Genomic DNA, 18,002 nt, shown 5'->3' with positions numbered 1-18,002 from the left:
GACGGCATGAATCCCTCACGCATCTTTATCGAACGGCCGGTGGCCACGGCACTGCTGATGCTGGCCATCCTGCTGTCCGGGCTGGTGGCGTACCGGCTGCTGCCGCTGTCCGCGCTGCCGGAGGTGGATTACCCGACCATCCAGGTCACCACGCTCTACCCGGGCGCCAGCCCGGACGTCATGACCTCCTCGGTCACGGCGCCGCTGGAGCGCCAGTTCGGCCAGATGCCGGGGCTCAAGCAGATGTCGTCGTCGTCCTCTGGCGGCGCGTCGGTCATCACGCTGCAGTTCGAGCTGTCGCTGTCGCTGGACGTGGCCGAGCAGCAGGTGCAGGCCGCCATCAATGCGGGCGGCAACCTGCTGCCCTCGGACCTGCCCATGCCGCCGGTCTACAGCAAGGTCAATCCGGCCGATGCGCCGATCATGACGCTGGCGATGACCTCGGACACCCTGCCCCTGCCCAAGCTGCAGGACATGGTGGACACCCGCGTGGGCGCCAAGATCTCGCAGATCCAGGGCGTGGGGCTGGTCACCATCAGCGGCGGGCAGCGCCCCGCCGTGCGCATCCAGGCCAATCCCACCGCGCTGGCCGCGCTGGGCATGTCGATCGACGACCTGCGCACCGCCATCGGCAGCGCCAACGTGAACGGCGCCAAGGGCAGCTTCGACGGCCCCGCGCGCGCCTCCACCATCGACGCCAACGACCAGCTCCGCTCCGCCGACGAATACCGCCAGATCATCATCGGCTACCAGAACGGCGCGCCGATCCGCATCACCGACGTGGCCGACATCGTCGACGGCCCCGAGAACAGCCGGCTGGCCGCCTGGGCCAACAGCAAGCCGGCCATCGTGCTGAACATCCAGCGCCAGCCCGGCGCCAACGTGATCGAGGTGGTGGACCGCATCAAGACGCTGCTGCCGCAGCTGCAGGCGGCGCTGCCGGCCTCGGTGCACGTGCAGTTGCTGACCGACCGCACCACCACCATCCGCGCCTCGGTCAAGGATGTGCAGTTCGAGCTGCTGCTGGCCATCGCGCTGGTGGTGATGGTGATCTTMGTCTTCCTGCGCAACATCCCGGCCACCATCATCCCGGGCGTGGCGGTGCCGCTCTCGCTGGTCGGCACCTTCGGCGTGATGTACATGGCCGGCTTCTCGATCAACAACCTGACGCTGATGGCGCTGACCATCGCCACCGGCTTCGTGGTGGATGACGCCATCGTGATGATCGAGAACATCATGCGCTACATCGAGGAAGGCGATTCCCCGATGGCTGCGGCGCTCAAGGGCTCCAAGCAGATCGGCTTCACCATCATCTCGCTGACCTTCTCGCTGGTGGCCGTGCTGATCCCGCTGCTGTTCATGGGCGATGTGGTCGGCCGGCTGTTCCGCGAGTTCGCCATCACGCTGGCGGTGTCGATCCTGATCTCGGCCGTGGTGTCGCTGACGCTGACGCCGATGATGTGCGCGCGCCTGCTGCGCCACGTGCCCGAGGAGGAACTGCCGCGCTTCCATCGTGCCACGGGCCGCTTCTTCGACAACGTGATCCACCGCTACGGCCAGGCGCTGGAGTGGGTGCTGGACCGCCAGACCGCCACGCTGGTGGTGGCCGTGGGCACGCTGGTGCTGACCGGCCTGCTCTATATGCTGGTGCCGAAGGGCTTMTTCCCGGTGCAGGACACCGGCGTGATCCAGGCCATCACCGAGGCCTCACAGACCACCTCGTTCGCGGCGATGGGCCGCAAGCAGGAGGCCGTGCAGAAGGTGATCCTGCAGGACCCGGCGGTGGCCAGCGTCTCGTCGTTCATCGGCGTGGATGGCACCAACACCACGCTCAACGCCGGGCGCATGCTGATCAACCTCAAGCCCAAGGCCGACCGGGACAGCATGGCGGTGGTCACGCAGCGGCTCCAGGACGCCGTGCAGCAGCTGGGCGGCGTCTCGCTCTACACCCAGCCGGTGCAGGACCTGACCATCGAGGACCGCGTCTCGCGCACGCAGTACCAGTTCACCGTGGAAGACCCGGACCCGGCCACGCTGGCCGAATGGGTGCCCAAGCTGGTGGAGCGCCTGCGTCAGGAACCCGAACTGCGCGACGTGGCGAGCGACCAGCAGAACAACGGCCTGCGCGCCTATGTGGACATCGACCGGGACGCCGCCGCGCGGTTCGGCATCACCACGGCCGTGATCGACAGCGCACTCTACAGCGCCTTCGGCCAGCGGCTGGTGTCGACCATCTTCACGCAGTCCAGCCAGTACCGCGTGGTGCTGGAGACCATGCCGCAGTTCCGCACCAGCCCGCAGTCGCTGGCCGAGCTGCGCCTGCCGTCGTCGTCGGGCGGGCAGGTGCCGMTGGGCGCCATCGCCCGCATCAGCGAGCGCACCGGCCAGTTGGTGATCAACCATCAGGGCCAGTTCCCGGCCGCGACGGTCTCGTTCAACCTGGCCCCGGGCGAGTCCCTGGGCGCCGCCGTGGACAAGATCACGCAGATCGAGAAGGAGCTGAACCTGCCGATCTCGATGGTCACCGAGTTCCAGGGCGCCGCGCTGGCCTTCCGCGCCTCGCTCTCCAACACGCTGTGGCTGATCCTGGCCGCCGTGATCACGATGTACATCGTGCTGGGCGTGCTCTACGAGAGCACGATMCACCCGGTGACCATCCTGTCCACGCTGCCCTCGGCCGGCGTGGGGGCGCTGCTGGCGCTGCTGGTCTCGGGGCAGGACATCGGCATCATCGCGATCATCGGCATCATCCTGCTGATCGGCATCGTCAAGAAGAACGCCATCATGATGATCGACTTCGCGCTCGAGGCCGAGCGTGAGGGCGGCATGGCGCCGCGCGACGCCATCTTCCAGGCCTGCCTGCTGCGCTTCCGCCCGATCCTGATGACGACCATGGCCGCCCTGCTGGCCGCCCTGCCGATGATGCTGGGCACGGGCATCGGCTCCGAGCTGCGCCGGCCGCTGGGCGTGACGATGGTCGGCGGCCTGCTGGTCAGCCAGGTGCTGACGCTGTTCACCACGCCGGTGATCTACCTGGCATTCGACAGCGTGGCGATGCGGCTCAAAGGGTGGCGCAAACGCCGCTTCGGCGATCCTGACGACGGTGGCGACGGTGGCGACAACGAGGACGCCCATCGTCCCCGCCCGAACCCGAATCCGAACGCGAACCCGCAGGAGCCGCACGCCTGATGAACCTGTCGGCCGCCTTCATCCAACGCCCGGTTGCCACCGCGCTGCTGACCCTCGGCATCCTGCTGGCGGGCCTCGCGGCGTTCCGGCTGCTGCCGGTCTCGCCGCTGCCGCAGGTGGACTTCCCGACCATCTCGGTCTCGGCGTCGCTGCCCGGCGCCAGCCCCGAGACCATGGCGGCCACCGTGGCCACGCCACTGGAGCGCGCGCTGGGCACCATCGCTGGGGTGACCGAGATCACCTCCAGCAGCTCGCTGGGCTCCACGCGGGTGACGCTGCAGTTCGACCTCTCGCGTGACATCGACGGCGCCGCGCGGGACGTGCAGGCGGCCATCAACGCCTCACGCGGGACGCTGCCGACCAGCCTGCCGAACAATCCGACCTATCGCAAGGTCAACCCGGCCGACGCGCCGATCATGATCATCGGGCTGACCTCGCCCACCATGACGCGCGGCCAGCTCTACGACGCCGCCTCGACCATCCTCTCCCAGAAACTGTCGCAGGTGGAGGGCGTGGGCCAGGTGACGATTGGCGGCGCCTCGCTGCCGGCGGTGCGGGTGGAGCTGAACCCCACGGCGCTGAACAAGTACGGCATCTCGCTGGAAGACGTGCGCAACACGATCTCGGCCACCAACGCCAACCGCCCGCTCGGCGTGCTCGAGAACAACGTCAACAACTGGCAGGTCTACGCCAACGACCAGGCGATGACGGCCAAGGACTACATGCCGCTGATCGTGCGCTACGCCACGCCGGGCACGTATTCGTCCGCCTCGGCCGGCGCGCTGATTGCCAGCACGGCCAACGCCACGGCCGGCGGCGGGGTGAGCACCAAGACCGTCAACGGGATCACCACTACCACCATCACCACCAGCAGCGGCACCACCACCGTCAGCTCGGGCGCCACGGGCGGCAACAGCGCCGCCGCCGGCCCCAACGCCTTCGCGGTGCCGATCCGGCTCCAGGACGTGGCCAGCGTGGTGGATTCGGTGCAGGACATCCGCAATGCCGGCTCGGCCAACGGCAAGCCGTCGGTGCTGCTGGTGCTGAACCGCTCGCCCGGCGCCAACATCATCGAGACCGTGGACCGCGTCAACGAGATGCTGCCGCAGCTGCGCAAGATGATCCCGGCCAGCATCTCGATGGACGTGATGATGGACCGCACGCCCACCATCCGCGCCTCCCTGCGCGAGGTGGAGCACACGCTGATGATCTCGGTGGCGCTGGTGATCATGGTGGTGTTCCTGTTCCTGCGCAACGTGCGCGCCACGCTGATCCCGAGCGTGGCCGTGCCGGTGTCGCTGGTCGGCACGTTCGCGGTGATGTACCTGTGCGGGTTCTCGCTCAACAACCTGTCGCTGATGGCGCTGACGATTGCCACCGGCTTCGTGGTCGATGACGCCATCGTGGTGCTGGAGAACATCTCGCGCCATATCGAGAATGGCATGAAGCCGCGCGCGGCCGCCCTGCGCGGGGCGCGCGAGGTGGGCTTCACGGTGTTGTCGATGAGCCTGTCGCTGATCGCCGTGTTCATCCCGCTGCTGATGATGGGCGGCATCGTGGGCCGGCTGTTCCAGGAGTTCGCCATCACGCTGTCGGTGGCCATCCTGGTCTCGCTGGTCGTGTCGCTGACCACCACGCCGATGATGTGCGCGCGGCTGCTGCGCCCCGTGGACGAGCACAAGGCCAGCCAGGGCCGCTTCTACCGGGCCAGCGAGCGCGTGTTCAACTGGATGCACGACCGCTACGCGCGTTCGCTGGACTTCGCGCTGCGGCACGGCAAGCTGGTCTGGGTGATCCTGCTGGCCACCATGGCGCTGAACGTCTGGCTCTACGTGGTCGTGCCGAAGGGCTTCTTCCCGCAGCAGGACACCGGCCGGCTGATCGGCTTCATCCGCGCGGACCAGGCCACCTCGTTCCAGGCCATGCGCGGCAAGCTCGACAACTTCATCAAGATCGTCCAGTCCGATCCGGCCGTGGTCAACGTCACCGGCTTCACCGGCGGCTCGCAACGCAACACGGGGCAGATGTTCGTGACGCTGAAGCCGCTGAACGAGCGCAAGGAGTMCGCCGACGCCATCATCGCCCGGCTGCGCCTGAAGCTGGCCAGGGAGCCCGGCGCCAACCTCTACCTGCAATCGGTGCAGGACATCCGCGTGGGTGGGCGCCAGAGCAGTTCGCAGTACCAGTTCACGCTCCAGTCCGACGACCTGGAGACGCTACGCACCTGGGAGCCCAAGGTGCGCGCGGCGATCTCGAACATCAAGGGGATCGAGGATGTGGATACCGATACCAATGACAAGGGCCTGCAGACCTCGGTGATCATCGACCGGGACACCGCCTCCAAGCTCGGCGTCACCGCCCAGCAGGTGGATGCGGTGCTCAACGACGCCTTCGGCCAGCGGCTGGTCTCCACGATCTACCACCCGCTGAACCAGTACCGCGTGGTGATGGAGCTGAGCCCGGAGTACCTGCAGGGGCCGCATGCGCTGCAGGACATCTACGTGGTCACCGGTAACGGCCGGCGGGTGCCGCTCTCGGCCTTCGCGCGCGTCACGCCGACCAGCACGCCGCTCGGCGTGAACCACCAGGGCCAGTTCGCCGCCTCCACGATCTCGTTCAACCTGGCCGAAGGGTTCTCGCTGTCGGAGGCCACCGACGCCATCCGCCAGGCGTTGGCCAAGATCGGCGCCCCGGAGACGCTCCAGGCCAACTTCCAGGGCGGCGCCAAGGCGTTCCAGGACTCGCTCAAGAGCCAGCCCTACCTGATCCTGGCCGCGCTGATCACCATCTACATCGTGCTCGGCATCCTGTACGAGAGCTACGTGCACCCGCTGACCATCCTGTCCACGCTGCCCTCGGCCGGGGTGGGCGCGCTGCTGGCGCTGCTGCTGTTCAAGACCGAATTCAGCATCATCGCGCTGATCGGCGTGATCCTGCTGATCGGCATCGTCAAGAAGAACGCGATCATGATGATCGACTTCGCCATCGACGCCGAGCGCAATGAGGGCATGAGCCCGCGCGAGGCGATCTATCGCGCCTGTCTGCTGCGCTTCCGGCCGATCCTGATGACGACCATGGCCGCGCTGCTGGGCGCGGTGCCGCTGGCCATCGGCCGGGGCGACGGCGCCGAGCTGCGCGCGCCGCTCGGCATCTCGATTGTCGGCGGCCTTGTGGTGAGCCAGTTGCTGACGCTCTACACCACGCCCGTGGTCTACCTCACGCTCGACCGCTGGCGCCTGCGCGTGCAGGCATGGCGCGCCCGCCGCCAGCGCCACGGCCAACGCCCGGACGCCGCGCCGCGGCTGGAATCCTGACCTCCATGATGAAGATGAACCGCCCCCTTTCGCTGCCCGGCGCCTCCGCCATCGCCCTGGCCTGCATGGTCCTGGCCGGCTGCGCCGTCGGCCCCGACTACCAGCGCCCCGATGCGCCCGTCCCCAAGGCATTCAAGGAGGCCAGCGAGGCCATGCCGGGCTGGACCGGCGACTGGAAGACCGCCGAGCCGCAGGACGCCACGGCGCGCACCGACTGGTGGCGCGTGTTCGGCGACCCGGCGCTCGACGACCTGATGGCGCAGGTGCAGATCTCGAACCAGAACATCAAGGCGGCCGAGGCGCAGTACCGGCAGGCCACCGCCTCGCTGCAGGCCGCGCGCGCGGGCTTCTTCCCGGTGATCGGTGCGTCCGCCGGCCTCTCGCGCGGCGCCAGCAGCACCGGCGGCCGTATCACCAACGGCCAGAACGCCACGCTATCCGCCAGTTGGGAGATCGACGTCTGGGGCCGCATCCGCCGTCAGGTGGAGAGCGCCCAGGCCGGCGCGCAGGCCAGCCAGGCCGATCTGGCCGCCACGCTGCTCTCCACGCAGGCCACGCTGGCGCAGAGCTACTTCCTGCTGCGCATTGCCGATTCACAGCGCGCGCTGCTCGACCGCACCGTGGCCGACTACGAGAAGTCGCTGCTGCTGGTGCGCAACCAGTACCAGGCCGGCACGGCGCAGCGTTCGGACGTGTTGCAGTCGGAAACCCAGTTGAAGAGTGCGCAGGCGCAGCAGATCGACATCCAGATCACGCGCGCGCAACTGGAACACGCCATCGCGGTGCTGGTCGGCAAGCCGCCGGCAGACCTGACCATGGCCGTGGTCGAGGTGGACGACGCCATTCCCAACGTGCCGGTGGCTGTGCCATCGACGCTGCTGGAGCGCCGGCCTGACATCGCGGCGGCGGAGCGGCGCATGGCCTCGGCCAATGCCGATATCGGCGTGGCGCAGGCGGCGTACTACCCCACCCTGTCGCTGTCGGCCACGGGCGGGCTGACGGCGGGCACGCTGGCGCGCTGGCTGTCCTTGCCGGACCGCGTGTGGTCCGTCGGCGCCGGGCTGGCCGGCACTGTGTTCGATGGTGGCCTGCGCGGCGCGGCCAAGGCGCAGGCCGTGGCGGCGTATGACCAGACCGTGGCCAACTATCGCCAGACCGTGCTGGGCGCGTTCCAGGAGGTGGAAGACAACCTCGCCGCCGCGCGGCTGCTGGGGCAGGAAGCCACCGTGCAGAACGACGCGCTGCGTTCCGCGCGCGAGGCGCTGGCGCTGGTCAACAATCGCTACAAGGCCGGCACGGCCGGGCTGCTCGATGTGCTGACCGCGCAAACCGCCGCCTACACGGCCGAGCGCACGGCGCTGTCGATCACGGGCCGCCAGTACACGGCGGCCGTCACGCTGATCGCCGCGTTGGGCGGCGGCTGGCACGCGGAGGGGACGGACACGGCGCAGGCGCCGCAGCCTGCCGCGCAACCGACCCCGCAACCCGCGCCCCAGTAATCAACGCTGCTGGTACCGCGCCGGCGCGAGCGGCAAGGGCTGCTGCCGCACGCGCTCGCGCAGCCAGGTGGCGGCCTTGCCGAGCGGGCGCTGCTTGTGCCAGACCAGCTCCATCGCCACCGGCCAGTCCTGGTCCTGGAAGGCCAGCCGGGGCGATACCAGCGTGGCCGCCGCCGGCGAACTGGCGGCGATGTGCCACGGCACGAAGGCCCAGCCCAGCCGCCGCTTGACCAGTTCGACGATCACCCACTGGCTCTCCACCCACCAGACCTCGGCCGCCACGCGCAGCCGCTTCTTCTCCTCGCTGTCGCTGCGCGTGGCCACCATCAGTTGGCGGTGGCGCTTCAATTCCTCGAAATCGACCTGCGCATGGGCGGCCAGCGGATGGTCGGGCGCGCAGATCACCGGCATCGGCACCCAGCCCAGCGCGTGGAAGGCCAGTTCGGGCGGCAGCACTTCCTGCCGCCACATGATGCCGAGGTCCGCGCACTGGCTCATCACCAGCCGGCTGACGTCCTCCATCAGCGGGAACAGCAGCTCCAGCTCCACGGCGGGAAAGCGTTGCGAGAACTCGTCCAGCAGCACGCCAAGCACTTCCTCGGGGTACAGCTCGTCCACGGCCAGCGTCAGGCGCGACTCCACGCCCTCGCCCAGGCTCATCGCCACGCCCCGGAAATGCTCGCAGCGCTCCAGGATCACGCGCGCCTCCACCAGCAGGCGCTCGCCAGCCGGCGTCAGCACCGGGTAGCGCGCGGTGCGGTCGAACAGCGCGTTGCCGAGGTCGATCTCCAGGTTAGCCACCGCGGCGCTGATTACCGACTGTGCCTTGCCGAGCTTGCGCGCCGCGCCCGAGAACGATCCACTCTCGGCGGCGGCTACAAAGGCTTGCAGCTGGTCCAGGGACAGGCTCATGGGTACTCCTTTCATCACATCGACACGGAATCGACGCCCCACCGGCAGCGATCCATCTGTTTTGCCGATGGTATCCAACTTGTCCTAAGTTGTCCTGCCGATAGAATGGCCTCCATCGATCCCAAGGAGTTCCTGTCATGCGCACCACCGGAGACCGCATCCGCCATACCGTCGGCTTCGAGCTGATCGGCCTGCTGGCCTTCGCGCCGCTGGCCAGTTTGGTGTTCGGCTACGCCCTGCACCAGATGGGCCTGATTGGCGCCGTGGCGTCGCTGATCGCCGCGGTCTGGAACTACGTCTACAACCTGATGTTCGACAAGGCGATGCTGCGCTTCCGGGGGCAGCTGCGGAAGACGCCAGCCATCCGCGTGCTCCACGCCATCCTGTTCGAGGGCGGGTTGCTGCTGGTCTTCCTGCCGTCCGTGGCGTGGTATCTCGACATCAGTCTGGTCGATGCCTTCATCATGGACATCGCCGTGGCCGGCTTCTACATGGTCTACGCGCTGATCTACAACTGGGCCTACGATGCGATCTTTCCGATCCCGAACGCCACGCCGCGCGACTGCGCCGCCGACTGCCCCTGATAGATCCGAGCGTCGCTGAGACGCCAAGCCGACTTCACGGGCGAACTGGCACGTGAAGCGGCTGTTTTACGTCATCCAGCCGATGGCGGGCATGCGTTAACATGCTCGCCATGCCAAATCGTCCCGCCCTGCTTCGTCTCCCGCTGACGGCCGCCATCGCCGCCGTCGCCCTGCTCTCCACCGGCATCGCCGGAGCCCAGGCCAAACCCGCCAAGGCGGCGCAGGCCGTCAAAGCCACTGCATCGAAATCCGCCACGGTCCGCCGCGCGAGCGCCGACACCGTCGATCTGGCCGCCGCCCGCACCGGGCTGCCGGCATCGGTCACGGCCGCGCTGCGCCGGGCCAACGTGCCGCTCTCCGCCGCCAGCTTCTACGTGGTCAAGGTCGGCGCGCCGCAGGCCCGCGTGAGCTGGAACGCCGAGACGCCGATGAACCCGGCCTCGACCATGAAGGTGGTGACCACCTTCGCCGGCCTGCAGCTGCTGGGGCCGGACTACCGCTGGCTGACCTCGCTCTACGCCGATAGCGAACCCGCTGCCGACGGCACCATCCGGGGCAACGTCTACCTGCGCGGGCGCGGCGATCCCAAGCTGGTGCCCGAGGAGATGGCCAAGCTGGTGGCTTCGGCGCGCAACGCGGGCGCCACCACCATTGACGGCGACGTGGTACTCGACCGCAGCTTCTTCGCCGATGCCTCCGAAGGCACTTATACGATCGACGGCGAGTCCCAGCGCGCCTACAACGTCAATCCGGACGCGCTGCTGTACGCCTTCAAGACCCTGTCATTCACGATCACCCCGGACGCCGCCGGCCGCACCGTGGACGTGGCGGTCACGCCCGCGCTGGCGCAGTTGCGCGTGGAGAACCGCCTGACGCTGACCAACGGCCGCTGCGGCGACTGGCGCTCGCGCGCCACGCCCAACATCACCCCGCAGCCGGATGGCACCGTGGTGGCCTCGTTCGACGGCACCTATTCGAGCGACTGCGGCGAGCACGTGGTCAACCTCGCCACGCTGTCGCACAGCGATTTCATCTGGGGCGGCTTCGTGGCCGAATGGCAGGCGGCCGGTGGCCGCTTCGCCCACACGCCGGGGCTGCGCAGCGGCGCGGTGCCGCGTGGCGCGTTCCTGCTGTCGCGCCACTACGGCCAGCCGCTCGGCGACGTGGTGCGCGACATCAACAAGTTCTCGAACAACGTGATGGCGCGCCAGCTGTTCCTGACGATTGGCGCGGAGATGGACCGCAGCGGCCCGGCCAGCACGGCGCGTTCCGCGCAGGTGATCCGCCGCTGGCTGACACGCCAGGGGCTGGACATGCCGGGGCTGGTGCTCGACAACGGCTCGGGACTGTCGCGCGAGGAGCGCATCAGCGCCTATGACATGGCCCGCCTGCTCCAGCAGGCGCTGGCCAGCGACGTCGGCTATACGCTGGTCGATTCCCTGCCCATCCTCGGCGTGGACGGCACGCTGCGCAACCGGCTCACGCGCGCCCACGCGGCGGGCAACGCCTACCTGAAGACCGGCACGCTGGCCGATGTGCGGGCGCTGGCCGGCTATGTCGATGCGACGAACGGCGGCCGCTACGTGGTGGTGGCGTACATCAACCACCCGAACGCCTCCGGCGCGCAGGCAGCGCACGATGCGTTGATGGAATGGGTGTTTCGCGGGGCGCCTTGAACAGGGTCGTGGCGCATTGATGCGCCCGCCCTCTCCCCCGCCCCTCTCCCGGAGGGAGAGGGGAGAACACAGGGGGAAGATCGAAAGCCCTCGGTTTGCTCCCCTCGCCCGCTTGCGGGAGAGGGGCCGGGGGAGAGGGTAGGCGCTGGCTATGCCTCGAACGCCGCCGCGGCCCGCCCGAGGCGGTCGCGTACCCCGTCCCAGAATGGGTGTTTCGCGGGGCGCCTTGAACAGGGTCGTGACGCATTGATGCGCCCGCCCTCTCCCCCGCCCCTCTYCCGGAGGGAGAGGGGAGAACACAGGGGGAAGATCGAAAGCCCTCGGTTTGCTCCCCTCGCCCGCTTGCGGGAGAGGGGCCGGGGGAGAGGGTAGGCGCTGGCTACGCCTCGAACGCCGCCGCGGCCCGCCCGAGGCGGTCGCGTACCCCGTCCCAGTCGTGGGCGTCGGGGACTGGCTCGAACACGAGCCGGCTGAAACCTTCCTTGTCGAGCTTGCGCAGCAGGCCGTAGAGCGCCTGGGCATAGGCGTCCGGCGTGGCGGGTGCTGGCACGAACACGCAGCGCGGGTCGTTGCTGACCTGCGTGGCGCCGACCCAGGCGAGCCGGCCATCGCCCGGCAGCGCCGCCAGGTAGCGCGGCAGTTGATCCGGCGAAGCCAGCGTMAGCGGCGTGCGCGGTGCGTAGTGAGCCTTGAGCGTGCCCGAGGCGCGCGGCGCGGCGGCGTCGGGGGCCAGCGGCATCGTGCCGAGCACGTCGGCCATCATCGCCGCCGTGATCGCGCCGGGGCGCAGCAGCACCGGCCCGACCTCGTCGATGCGCGACAGATCGACGATCGACGATTCAATGCCGATATCCACCCCATCGCCCTCCAGCACGTAGACCGTGCCCTCGAACTCGTCCCGCACATGCTCGGCTGTGGTCGGGCTGACCTGCCCGAACTTGTTGGCCGAAGGCGCCGCAATGCCGCCCCGGCCGCGCCGGAAGCGCGACAGCAGCGCCTGCGCCACCGGGTGCGAGGGGCAGCGCAGCCCGAGGCTGTCCTGCCCGCCCGCCACCGCCGCCGGAATATGGGCGGCGCGCTTGAGAATGATCGTCAGCGGACCGGGCCAGAAGGCGTCGATCAGCTTTTGTGCCGCTTCCGGCACCTCCGCAGCCCAGTAGCCCACATCGGCGCCATCCACCACGTGGACGATCACCGGATGGTTCGACGGCCGGCCCTTGGCGGCGAAGATGCGCGCCACGGCTTCGGGGTTCTCGGCATCGGCGCCCAGCCCATAGACGGTTTCCGTCGGAAAGGCGACGAGCTGGCCGGCCTCGAGCAGGCGGACGGCCTCATCCAGTTCGGCCGCCGTGGGCATGCGTGAAGACATCGGCAACCCTCAGACCGGGATATGGAGCGCCTGCGCGGCGGCGTTGAACGCCGCCTCGGCGGCAGCGGCCTGCTCGCCCACGCAGTTCACATGGCCCATCTTGCGCGACGGCCGCGCGTCGTTCTTGCCGTACAGGTGCAGCTTGGCGCCCGGCTGGCCGACGACCTCGTCCCAGGCCGGCGTGCGCTCCAGGCCGAACTCGAACCAGACATCGCCCAGCAGATTCAGCATCTTGCCGGCCGAATGCTGGCGCGTGCTGCCCAGCGGCAGGCGGGCCATGGCGCGCACCTGCTGCTCGAACTGGCTGGTCTCGCAGGCGTCCATGGTGATGTGGCCCGAGTTGTGCGGGCGCGGCGCCATCTCGTTGGCGACCAGCGTGCCATCGGTCAGCACGAAGAATTCGATGCAGAGCACGCCGACGTAGCCCATCTCCGTCGTCACGGTGGCGGCGGCGGCGCGGGCGCGGTTGGCGATGTCGTCGGACACGCTCGACGAAGGCATGGTGGTCGAGAACAGGATGCCGTCCCGATGGACGTTCTCGGCCAGCGGCCAGGTGGCGGTGCTGCCGTCGGCGGCGCGGGCGGCCAGCACGGACACCTCGTAGGCCAGCGGCAGCATCTGCTCCAGCACGCACGGCACGTGCTGCATGGCGCGCCACGCGGCGCGCACGTCCTCGCGCGTCTTCACGCGGGCCTGGCCCTTGCCGTCGTAGCCCATGCGCGCGGTCTTGAGGATGCCCGGCAGCACGTTGTCCGGAATCTGGTCGACATCGGCATCGTGCTGGATCACCCAGTGCGGGGCCGGCGGCACGCCGGTGCGCTCGGCGCACGAGGCAAAGAACTTCTTCTCGCCGATGCGGTTCTGGGCAATCGACACACAGTAGCCGCGCGGCGCCACGAACGCGCCCAGTTGCTCCAGGCGGTCCAGCGACAGCGACGGCACGTTCTCGAACTCGGTACTCACCGCTTCGCAGAGCTGGCCCATCTCGGCCAGCGCCGCTTCGTCGGTATAGACCGCGCAGATATGCCGGTCCGCCACGGCACCGGCCGGGCTGTCCTGGTCCGGGTCCAGCACGCAGACGCGGTAGCCCATGGACTGCGCCGCATGGGTGAACATGCGGCCGAGCTGGCCGCCGCCGAGCATGCCGAGCCAGGCGCCGGGCAGGATCGGCGCGGTCGGGTTGTCCACGCCGAACTCGGCGCGCGACTCCGGCGTGTGGGCTTCGGACAGGTAGGGATGGATATCGGTCGGCATGCGGATCGGTTCCGGCGGCTTACTTATAGATAGAGAGAGGGACTGGGGCTCAGGCCGGCAGCGTCATGGCGCGCGCGGCCTCGGTCTGCTTCGCGCGGAACGCCTCGAGCGCGCTGGCCAGCGCGTCGTCGGTGGTGGCCAGCGTGGCGATGGCGTGCAGCGCCGCGTTGGCCGCGCCGGCTTCGCCAATGGCGAAGGTGGCCACCGGCACGCCCTTGGGCATCTGCACGATGGAGAGCAGCGAGTCCTCGCCGCGCAGGTACTTCGACGGCACGGGCACGCCGAACACCGGGACGATGGTCTTGGCGGCGATCATGCCCGGCAGGTGGGCGGCACCGCCGGCGCCGGCGATGATCGCCCGGATGCCCCGGCCGCGCGCCGACTCGGCGTAGCGGAACATGTCGTCGGCCATGCGGTGGGCGGAGACCACTTGTGCCTCGAACGCCACACCGAAATCCTTGAGCATGGCCACCGCGTGCTGCATCACGTCCCAGTCGGAACTGCTGCCCATCACCACGCCGACCACCGGCTTTGCTGCGTTGCTCACGATCTGTCCTTCCTAATGCGGTTAGGCGAGTTCTTCGCCGGTCAGGCGGGTCAACGCCTCACGGTACTTGTCGGCGGTCTTCTGCACCACGTCCTCGGGCAGCTTCGGCGCCGGGGCGGTCTTGGGCCACGGCTTGCCGTCGATGCGCACGGCTTCGAGCCAGTCGCGCACGAACTGCTTGTCGAACGACGGCGGGTTGGTGCCCACCTGGTACGAATCGGCCGGCCAGAAGCGCGACGAATCGGCGGTCAGCACCTCGTCCATCAGGGTCAGCGTGCCGTTGTCGTCCAGGCCGAACTCGAACTTGGTATCGGCGATGATGATGCCGCGCGTGGCGGCGAAGTCGGCCGCTTCCTTGTACAGGCGGATCGAGATGTCGCGCATCTGGGCAGCCAGATCCTTGCCGATCCGCTCCTCGACCTMGGCGAACGAGATGTTCTCGTCGTGCTCGCCCATCTCGGCCTTGGCGGCCGGCGTGAAGATCGGCTCGGGCAGCTTCTGCGCGTTCTGCAGGCCGGCCGGCAGCTCGATGCCGCACACCTTGCCCGTCGCCTGGTAGTCCTTCCAGCCGCTGCCGGCCAGGTAGCCGCGCACCACGGCTTCCACCAGGATCGGCTTCAGCCGCTTGACCACCACGGCCCGGCCCTGCACCTGCGCCACTTCCTCGGGCGCCACCACGCTCTCGGCGCTGATGCCGGTCTCGTGGTTCGGCACGATGTGCGCCAGCTTGCGGAACCAGAAATTGGCCATCTGGTTCAGCACGCGGCCCTTGGCGGGAATCGGCTCGCCCAGGATGACGTCGAACGCCGAGAGGCGGTCGGTCGTGACGATCAGCAGCTTGTCGTCGCCAACGGCGTAGTTGTCACGGACCTTGCCATGGCCGAGCAGCGGCAGGGACTGGATGGAGGACTGATAGAGAGCTTGGGACATGGTGGGTCTGGGCCGGCGGGAGAGCCAAACAAAAAAAGCGTCGCCCCCGTTTGCGGGGGACGACGCCGTTACGACAGGATTACTGCACAACCTGGGCGAGCTTGCCCGTCTTGTACGCCGAGGCGATGTCGATCAGGCCGACCGGCTTGATCTTGCTGGCCTGGCCTTCGCAGCCAAACGCCACGTAGCGGTCCTTGCAGACCAGCTTGGCGGCTTCGCGGGCCGGCTTCAGGTACTCGCGCGGGTCGAACTTGGTCGGGTTCTCGGCAAAGAAGCGACGGATTGCGCCGGTCATGGCCAGGCGGATGTCGGTGTCGATGTTGATCTTGCGCACGCCGAACTTGATCGCTTCCTGGATTTCCTCGACGGGCACGCCGTAGGTTTCCTTCATGTCGCCGCCGAACTTGCGGATCTCTTCCAGCAGTTCCTGGGGTACCGACGACGAACCGTGCATCACCAGGTGGGTGTTGGGGATGCGCGCGTGGATTTCCTTGATGCGGCTGATCGCCAGGATGTCGCCCGTGGGCTTGCGCGTGAACTTGTAGGCGCCGTGCGAGGTGCCGATGGCGATGGCCAGCGCGTCGAGCTGGGTCGCCTTGACGAAGTCGGCAGCCTGCTCGGGGTCCGTCAGCAGCATCGAGTGGTCGAGCACGCCTTCGGCGCCAATGCCGTCTTCCTCGCCCGCTTCGCCGGTTTCCAGCGAGCCCAGGCAGCCCAGTTCGCCTTCCACGGTCACGCCCACGGCGTGGGCCAGCGCCACCACCTTGCGGGTCACGTCGACGTTGTACTCGTACTCGGCGGGGGTCTTGCCGTCTTCACGCAGCGAGCCGTCCATCATCACCGACGAGAACCCGAGGTCGATGGCGCCCTGGCAGATCGCCGGCGACTGGCCGTGATCCTGGTGCATCACCACGGGGATGTGCGGGTAGGCTTCCACGGCCGCTTCGATCAGGTGGCGCAGGAAGTGCTCGCCGGCGTATTTACGCGCGCCGGCCGATGCCTGCATGATCACCGGGGCGTTGACCTCGTCGGCGGCCTGCATGATGGCCTGTACCTGTTCGAGGTTGTTCACGTTGAAGGCCGGCAGGCCGTAGCTGTTCTCGGCGGCGTGGTCCAGCAGCTGGCGCATGGAAACGAGTGGCATGTCTAACTCCTGAATGAAAAATTTTGGGGGGTTCTTATCGGGGATGTCCGGGCCGGCAGGTTCGCACCGCCAGGGTGCCGCGTCTGTCCGGCGCGCCACATCGCGCGCGCTTGTTCCTAAACCTTAACTGCCCACCCTCACGATCTTGAGGGTATTCGTGCCGCCCGGCTGCCCCATGGGCTCGCCGATGGTCAGCACGATGAAATCGCCCCGCTGCACCACGCCCTGGGCCAGCAGCAGCTCCTCGGCCTGCTCCAGCGCCTCGTCGCGGTCCGTGCTCGACTGGAGCGGCAGCGGCACCACGTTGCGGTAGAGCTGCATCTTGCGCTGGGAGGCCAGGTTCGGCGTCATGGCGTAGATCGGCACGTGAATCCGGTGGCGGCTCATCCACAGCGCGGTGGCGCCGGAATCGGTCAGCGCCGCGATGGCCTTCACTCCCAAATGATAGGCGGTGAACAGCGCACCCATGGCAATCGACTGGTCGATGCGCGAGAAGGTCTGGTTCAGGAAGTCGGTATCGAGCTGCACCACTTCGGACTTCTCGGCCTCCAGGCAGATGGCGGCCATGGCCTCGACGGTCTCCACCGGGAAGCGCCCGGCGGCGGTTTCGGCCGACGTCATCACCGCGTCGGTGCCGTCCAGCACCGCGTTGGCCACGTCGGACACCTCGGCGCGGGTCGGCACCGGGTTCACGATCATGCTTTCCATCATCTGCGTGGCGGTGATGGTCAGCTTGTTGGCCTCCCGCGCGAGGCGGATCATGCGCTTCTGGAGCGCCGGCACCGCCGCGTTGCCCACTTCCACGGCCAGGTCGCCCCGGGCCACCATGATGCCGTCGGACGCCTGGAGGATTTCCTCCAGCACGCCCGGGCGAATGGCCTCGGCCCGCTCGATCTTGGCGATCATGCGCGCCTTGTGGCCATGCGGCTGGCCGGCCACGGCGGCCAGCTGGCGCGCCATTTCCATGTCGGTGGCGTTCTTGGGGAAGCTCACGGCCACGTAGTCCGCGCCGAGGGCCATGGCAGTCTTGATGTCCTCCATGTCCTTGGCGGTCAGCGCCGGCGCCGAGAGCCCGCCGCCCTGGCGGTTGATGCCCTTGTTGTTCGAGAGATCGCCGCCCACGCGCACCGTGGTGAAGATCTCGCTGCCGATGACGCGGTCCACCACCAGCACGATCAGGCCGTCGTTGAGCAGCAGCACGTCGCCGGGGCCCACGTCGCGCGGCAGGTCCTGGTAGTCCAGCCCCACGCGCTCCTGGTTGCCGAGCGGGCAGGTGGCGTCCAGCACGAACGGATCGCCCGGCTTCAGCGTGACCTTGCCGTTCTCGAACTTGCCCACGCGGATCTTGGGGCCCTGCAGGTCGGCCATGATGGCCACCTCGCGGTGGCAGGCCGCCGCCGCCTCGCGCACCAGCGCGGCGCGGTCGATATGGTCCTGCGCGGTGCCGTGGGAGAAGTTCAGGCGCACCACGTCGACACCGGCGGCAATCATGCGGGTCAGCATGTCCAGCGTGCTGGACGCCGGGCCGATGGTGGCAACGATCTTGGTGGAACGAGTCATGCGGGCGGTTTCCTCAAAGGCTAC

At 68.6% G+C, this 18,002-nt stretch carries 12 protein-coding genes; 5 read left to right on the top strand and 7 right to left on the bottom strand.

Translation table 11 applies throughout. The features are described from left to right. Nucleotides 1-6: 6 nt before the first annotated feature. From AC1EJR_RS13845 to AC1EJR_RS13835, 3 genes are read left to right on the top strand one after another with little or no spacing between them, the layout of a single operon-like run. Nucleotides 7-3,189 carry an MdtB/MuxB family multidrug efflux RND transporter permease subunit gene (locus tag AC1EJR_RS13845; RefSeq protein WP_477147213.1) on the top strand — a complete coding sequence of 1,061 codons (3,183 nt, stop codon included), beginning with the start codon at nt 7-9 and terminating at the stop codon, nt 3,187-3,189. Further along, on the top strand, nt 3,189-6,503 hold the full coding sequence (locus tag AC1EJR_RS13840) for an efflux RND transporter permease subunit (protein ID WP_477147212.1): 3,315 nt from the start codon (nt 3,189-3,191) through the stop codon (nt 6,501-6,503). Before AC1EJR_RS13845 ends, AC1EJR_RS13840 begins: the two co-directional genes overlap by 1 nt. A gap of 5 nt (nt 6,504-6,508) precedes the next feature. Further along, on the top strand, nt 6,509-8,002 hold the full coding sequence (locus AC1EJR_RS13835) for an efflux transporter outer membrane subunit (protein WP_441591773.1): 1,494 nt from the start codon (nt 6,509-6,511) through the stop codon (nt 8,000-8,002). Here the strand turns inward: AC1EJR_RS13835 and AC1EJR_RS13830 are convergent, their stop codons facing one another. Further along, nucleotides 8,003-8,914, bottom strand: a complete 912-nt coding sequence (locus AC1EJR_RS13830; protein ID WP_092298003.1) for a LysR family transcriptional regulator — start codon at nt 8,912-8,914, stop codon at nt 8,003-8,005. Between the two features lie 137 nt (nt 8,915-9,051). Between AC1EJR_RS13830 and AC1EJR_RS13825 the strand changes: the two genes are divergently transcribed. Together AC1EJR_RS13825 and dacB are read left to right on the top strand one after the other, a co-directional pair. After that, nucleotides 9,052-9,498, top strand: a complete 447-nt coding sequence (locus tag AC1EJR_RS13825; protein WP_441591771.1) for a PACE efflux transporter — start codon at nt 9,052-9,054, stop codon at nt 9,496-9,498. 101 nt (nt 9,499-9,599) lie between these two features. Then, nucleotides 9,600-11,174, top strand: coding sequence for a D-alanyl-D-alanine carboxypeptidase/D-alanyl-D-alanine endopeptidase (gene dacB / locus AC1EJR_RS13820; protein ID WP_441591770.1), 1,575 nt, complete (start codon nt 9,600-9,602; stop codon nt 11,172-11,174). 379 nt (nt 11,175-11,553) lie between these two features. On the opposite strand, the gene AC1EJR_RS13815 is transcribed toward dacB, so the two are convergent. From AC1EJR_RS13815 to pyk, 6 genes are all read right to left on the bottom strand, one after another. Further along, nucleotides 11,554-12,543, bottom strand: coding sequence for an L-threonylcarbamoyladenylate synthase (locus AC1EJR_RS13815; protein WP_092292057.1), 990 nt, complete (start codon nt 12,541-12,543; stop codon nt 11,554-11,556). Between the two features lie 9 nt (nt 12,544-12,552). Continuing rightward, nucleotides 12,553-13,797 carry a 5-(carboxyamino)imidazole ribonucleotide synthase gene (locus AC1EJR_RS13810; RefSeq protein ID WP_092292055.1) on the bottom strand — a complete coding sequence of 415 codons (1,245 nt, stop codon included), beginning with the start codon at nt 13,795-13,797 and terminating at the stop codon, nt 12,553-12,555. Between the two features lie 49 nt (nt 13,798-13,846). Beyond that, the gene (purE, locus tag AC1EJR_RS13805; RefSeq protein ID WP_092292053.1) at nt 13,847-14,344 is read right to left on the bottom strand and encodes a 5-(carboxyamino)imidazole ribonucleotide mutase; all 498 of its coding nucleotides are present in this window, start codon (nt 14,342-14,344) and stop codon (nt 13,847-13,849) included. Nucleotides 14,345-14,365: 21 nt separating this feature from the next. Further along, the gene (locus AC1EJR_RS13800) at nt 14,366-15,274 is read right to left on the bottom strand and encodes a phosphoribosylaminoimidazolesuccinocarboxamide synthase (RefSeq protein WP_477147211.1); all 909 of its coding nucleotides are present in this window, start codon (nt 15,272-15,274) and stop codon (nt 14,366-14,368) included. Between the two features lie 79 nt (nt 15,275-15,353). Further along, complete coding sequence (fba, locus tag AC1EJR_RS13795) at nt 15,354-16,418, bottom strand: class II fructose-bisphosphate aldolase (RefSeq protein ID WP_092292049.1); 1,065 nt, start codon at nt 16,416-16,418, stop codon at nt 15,354-15,356. Nucleotides 16,419-16,541: 123 nt separating this feature from the next. Then, the gene (pyk, locus tag AC1EJR_RS13790; protein ID WP_092292047.1) at nt 16,542-17,978 is read right to left on the bottom strand and encodes a pyruvate kinase; all 1,437 of its coding nucleotides are present in this window, start codon (nt 17,976-17,978) and stop codon (nt 16,542-16,544) included. Nucleotides 17,979-18,002: the final 24 nt, after the last annotated feature.

It is taken from the genome of Cupriavidus sp. 05T42, from assembly GCF_056396345.1.
The sequence above is the reverse complement of the archived record's forward strand: the minus strand, read 5'-3'. Positions and strand labels throughout refer to the sequence as shown.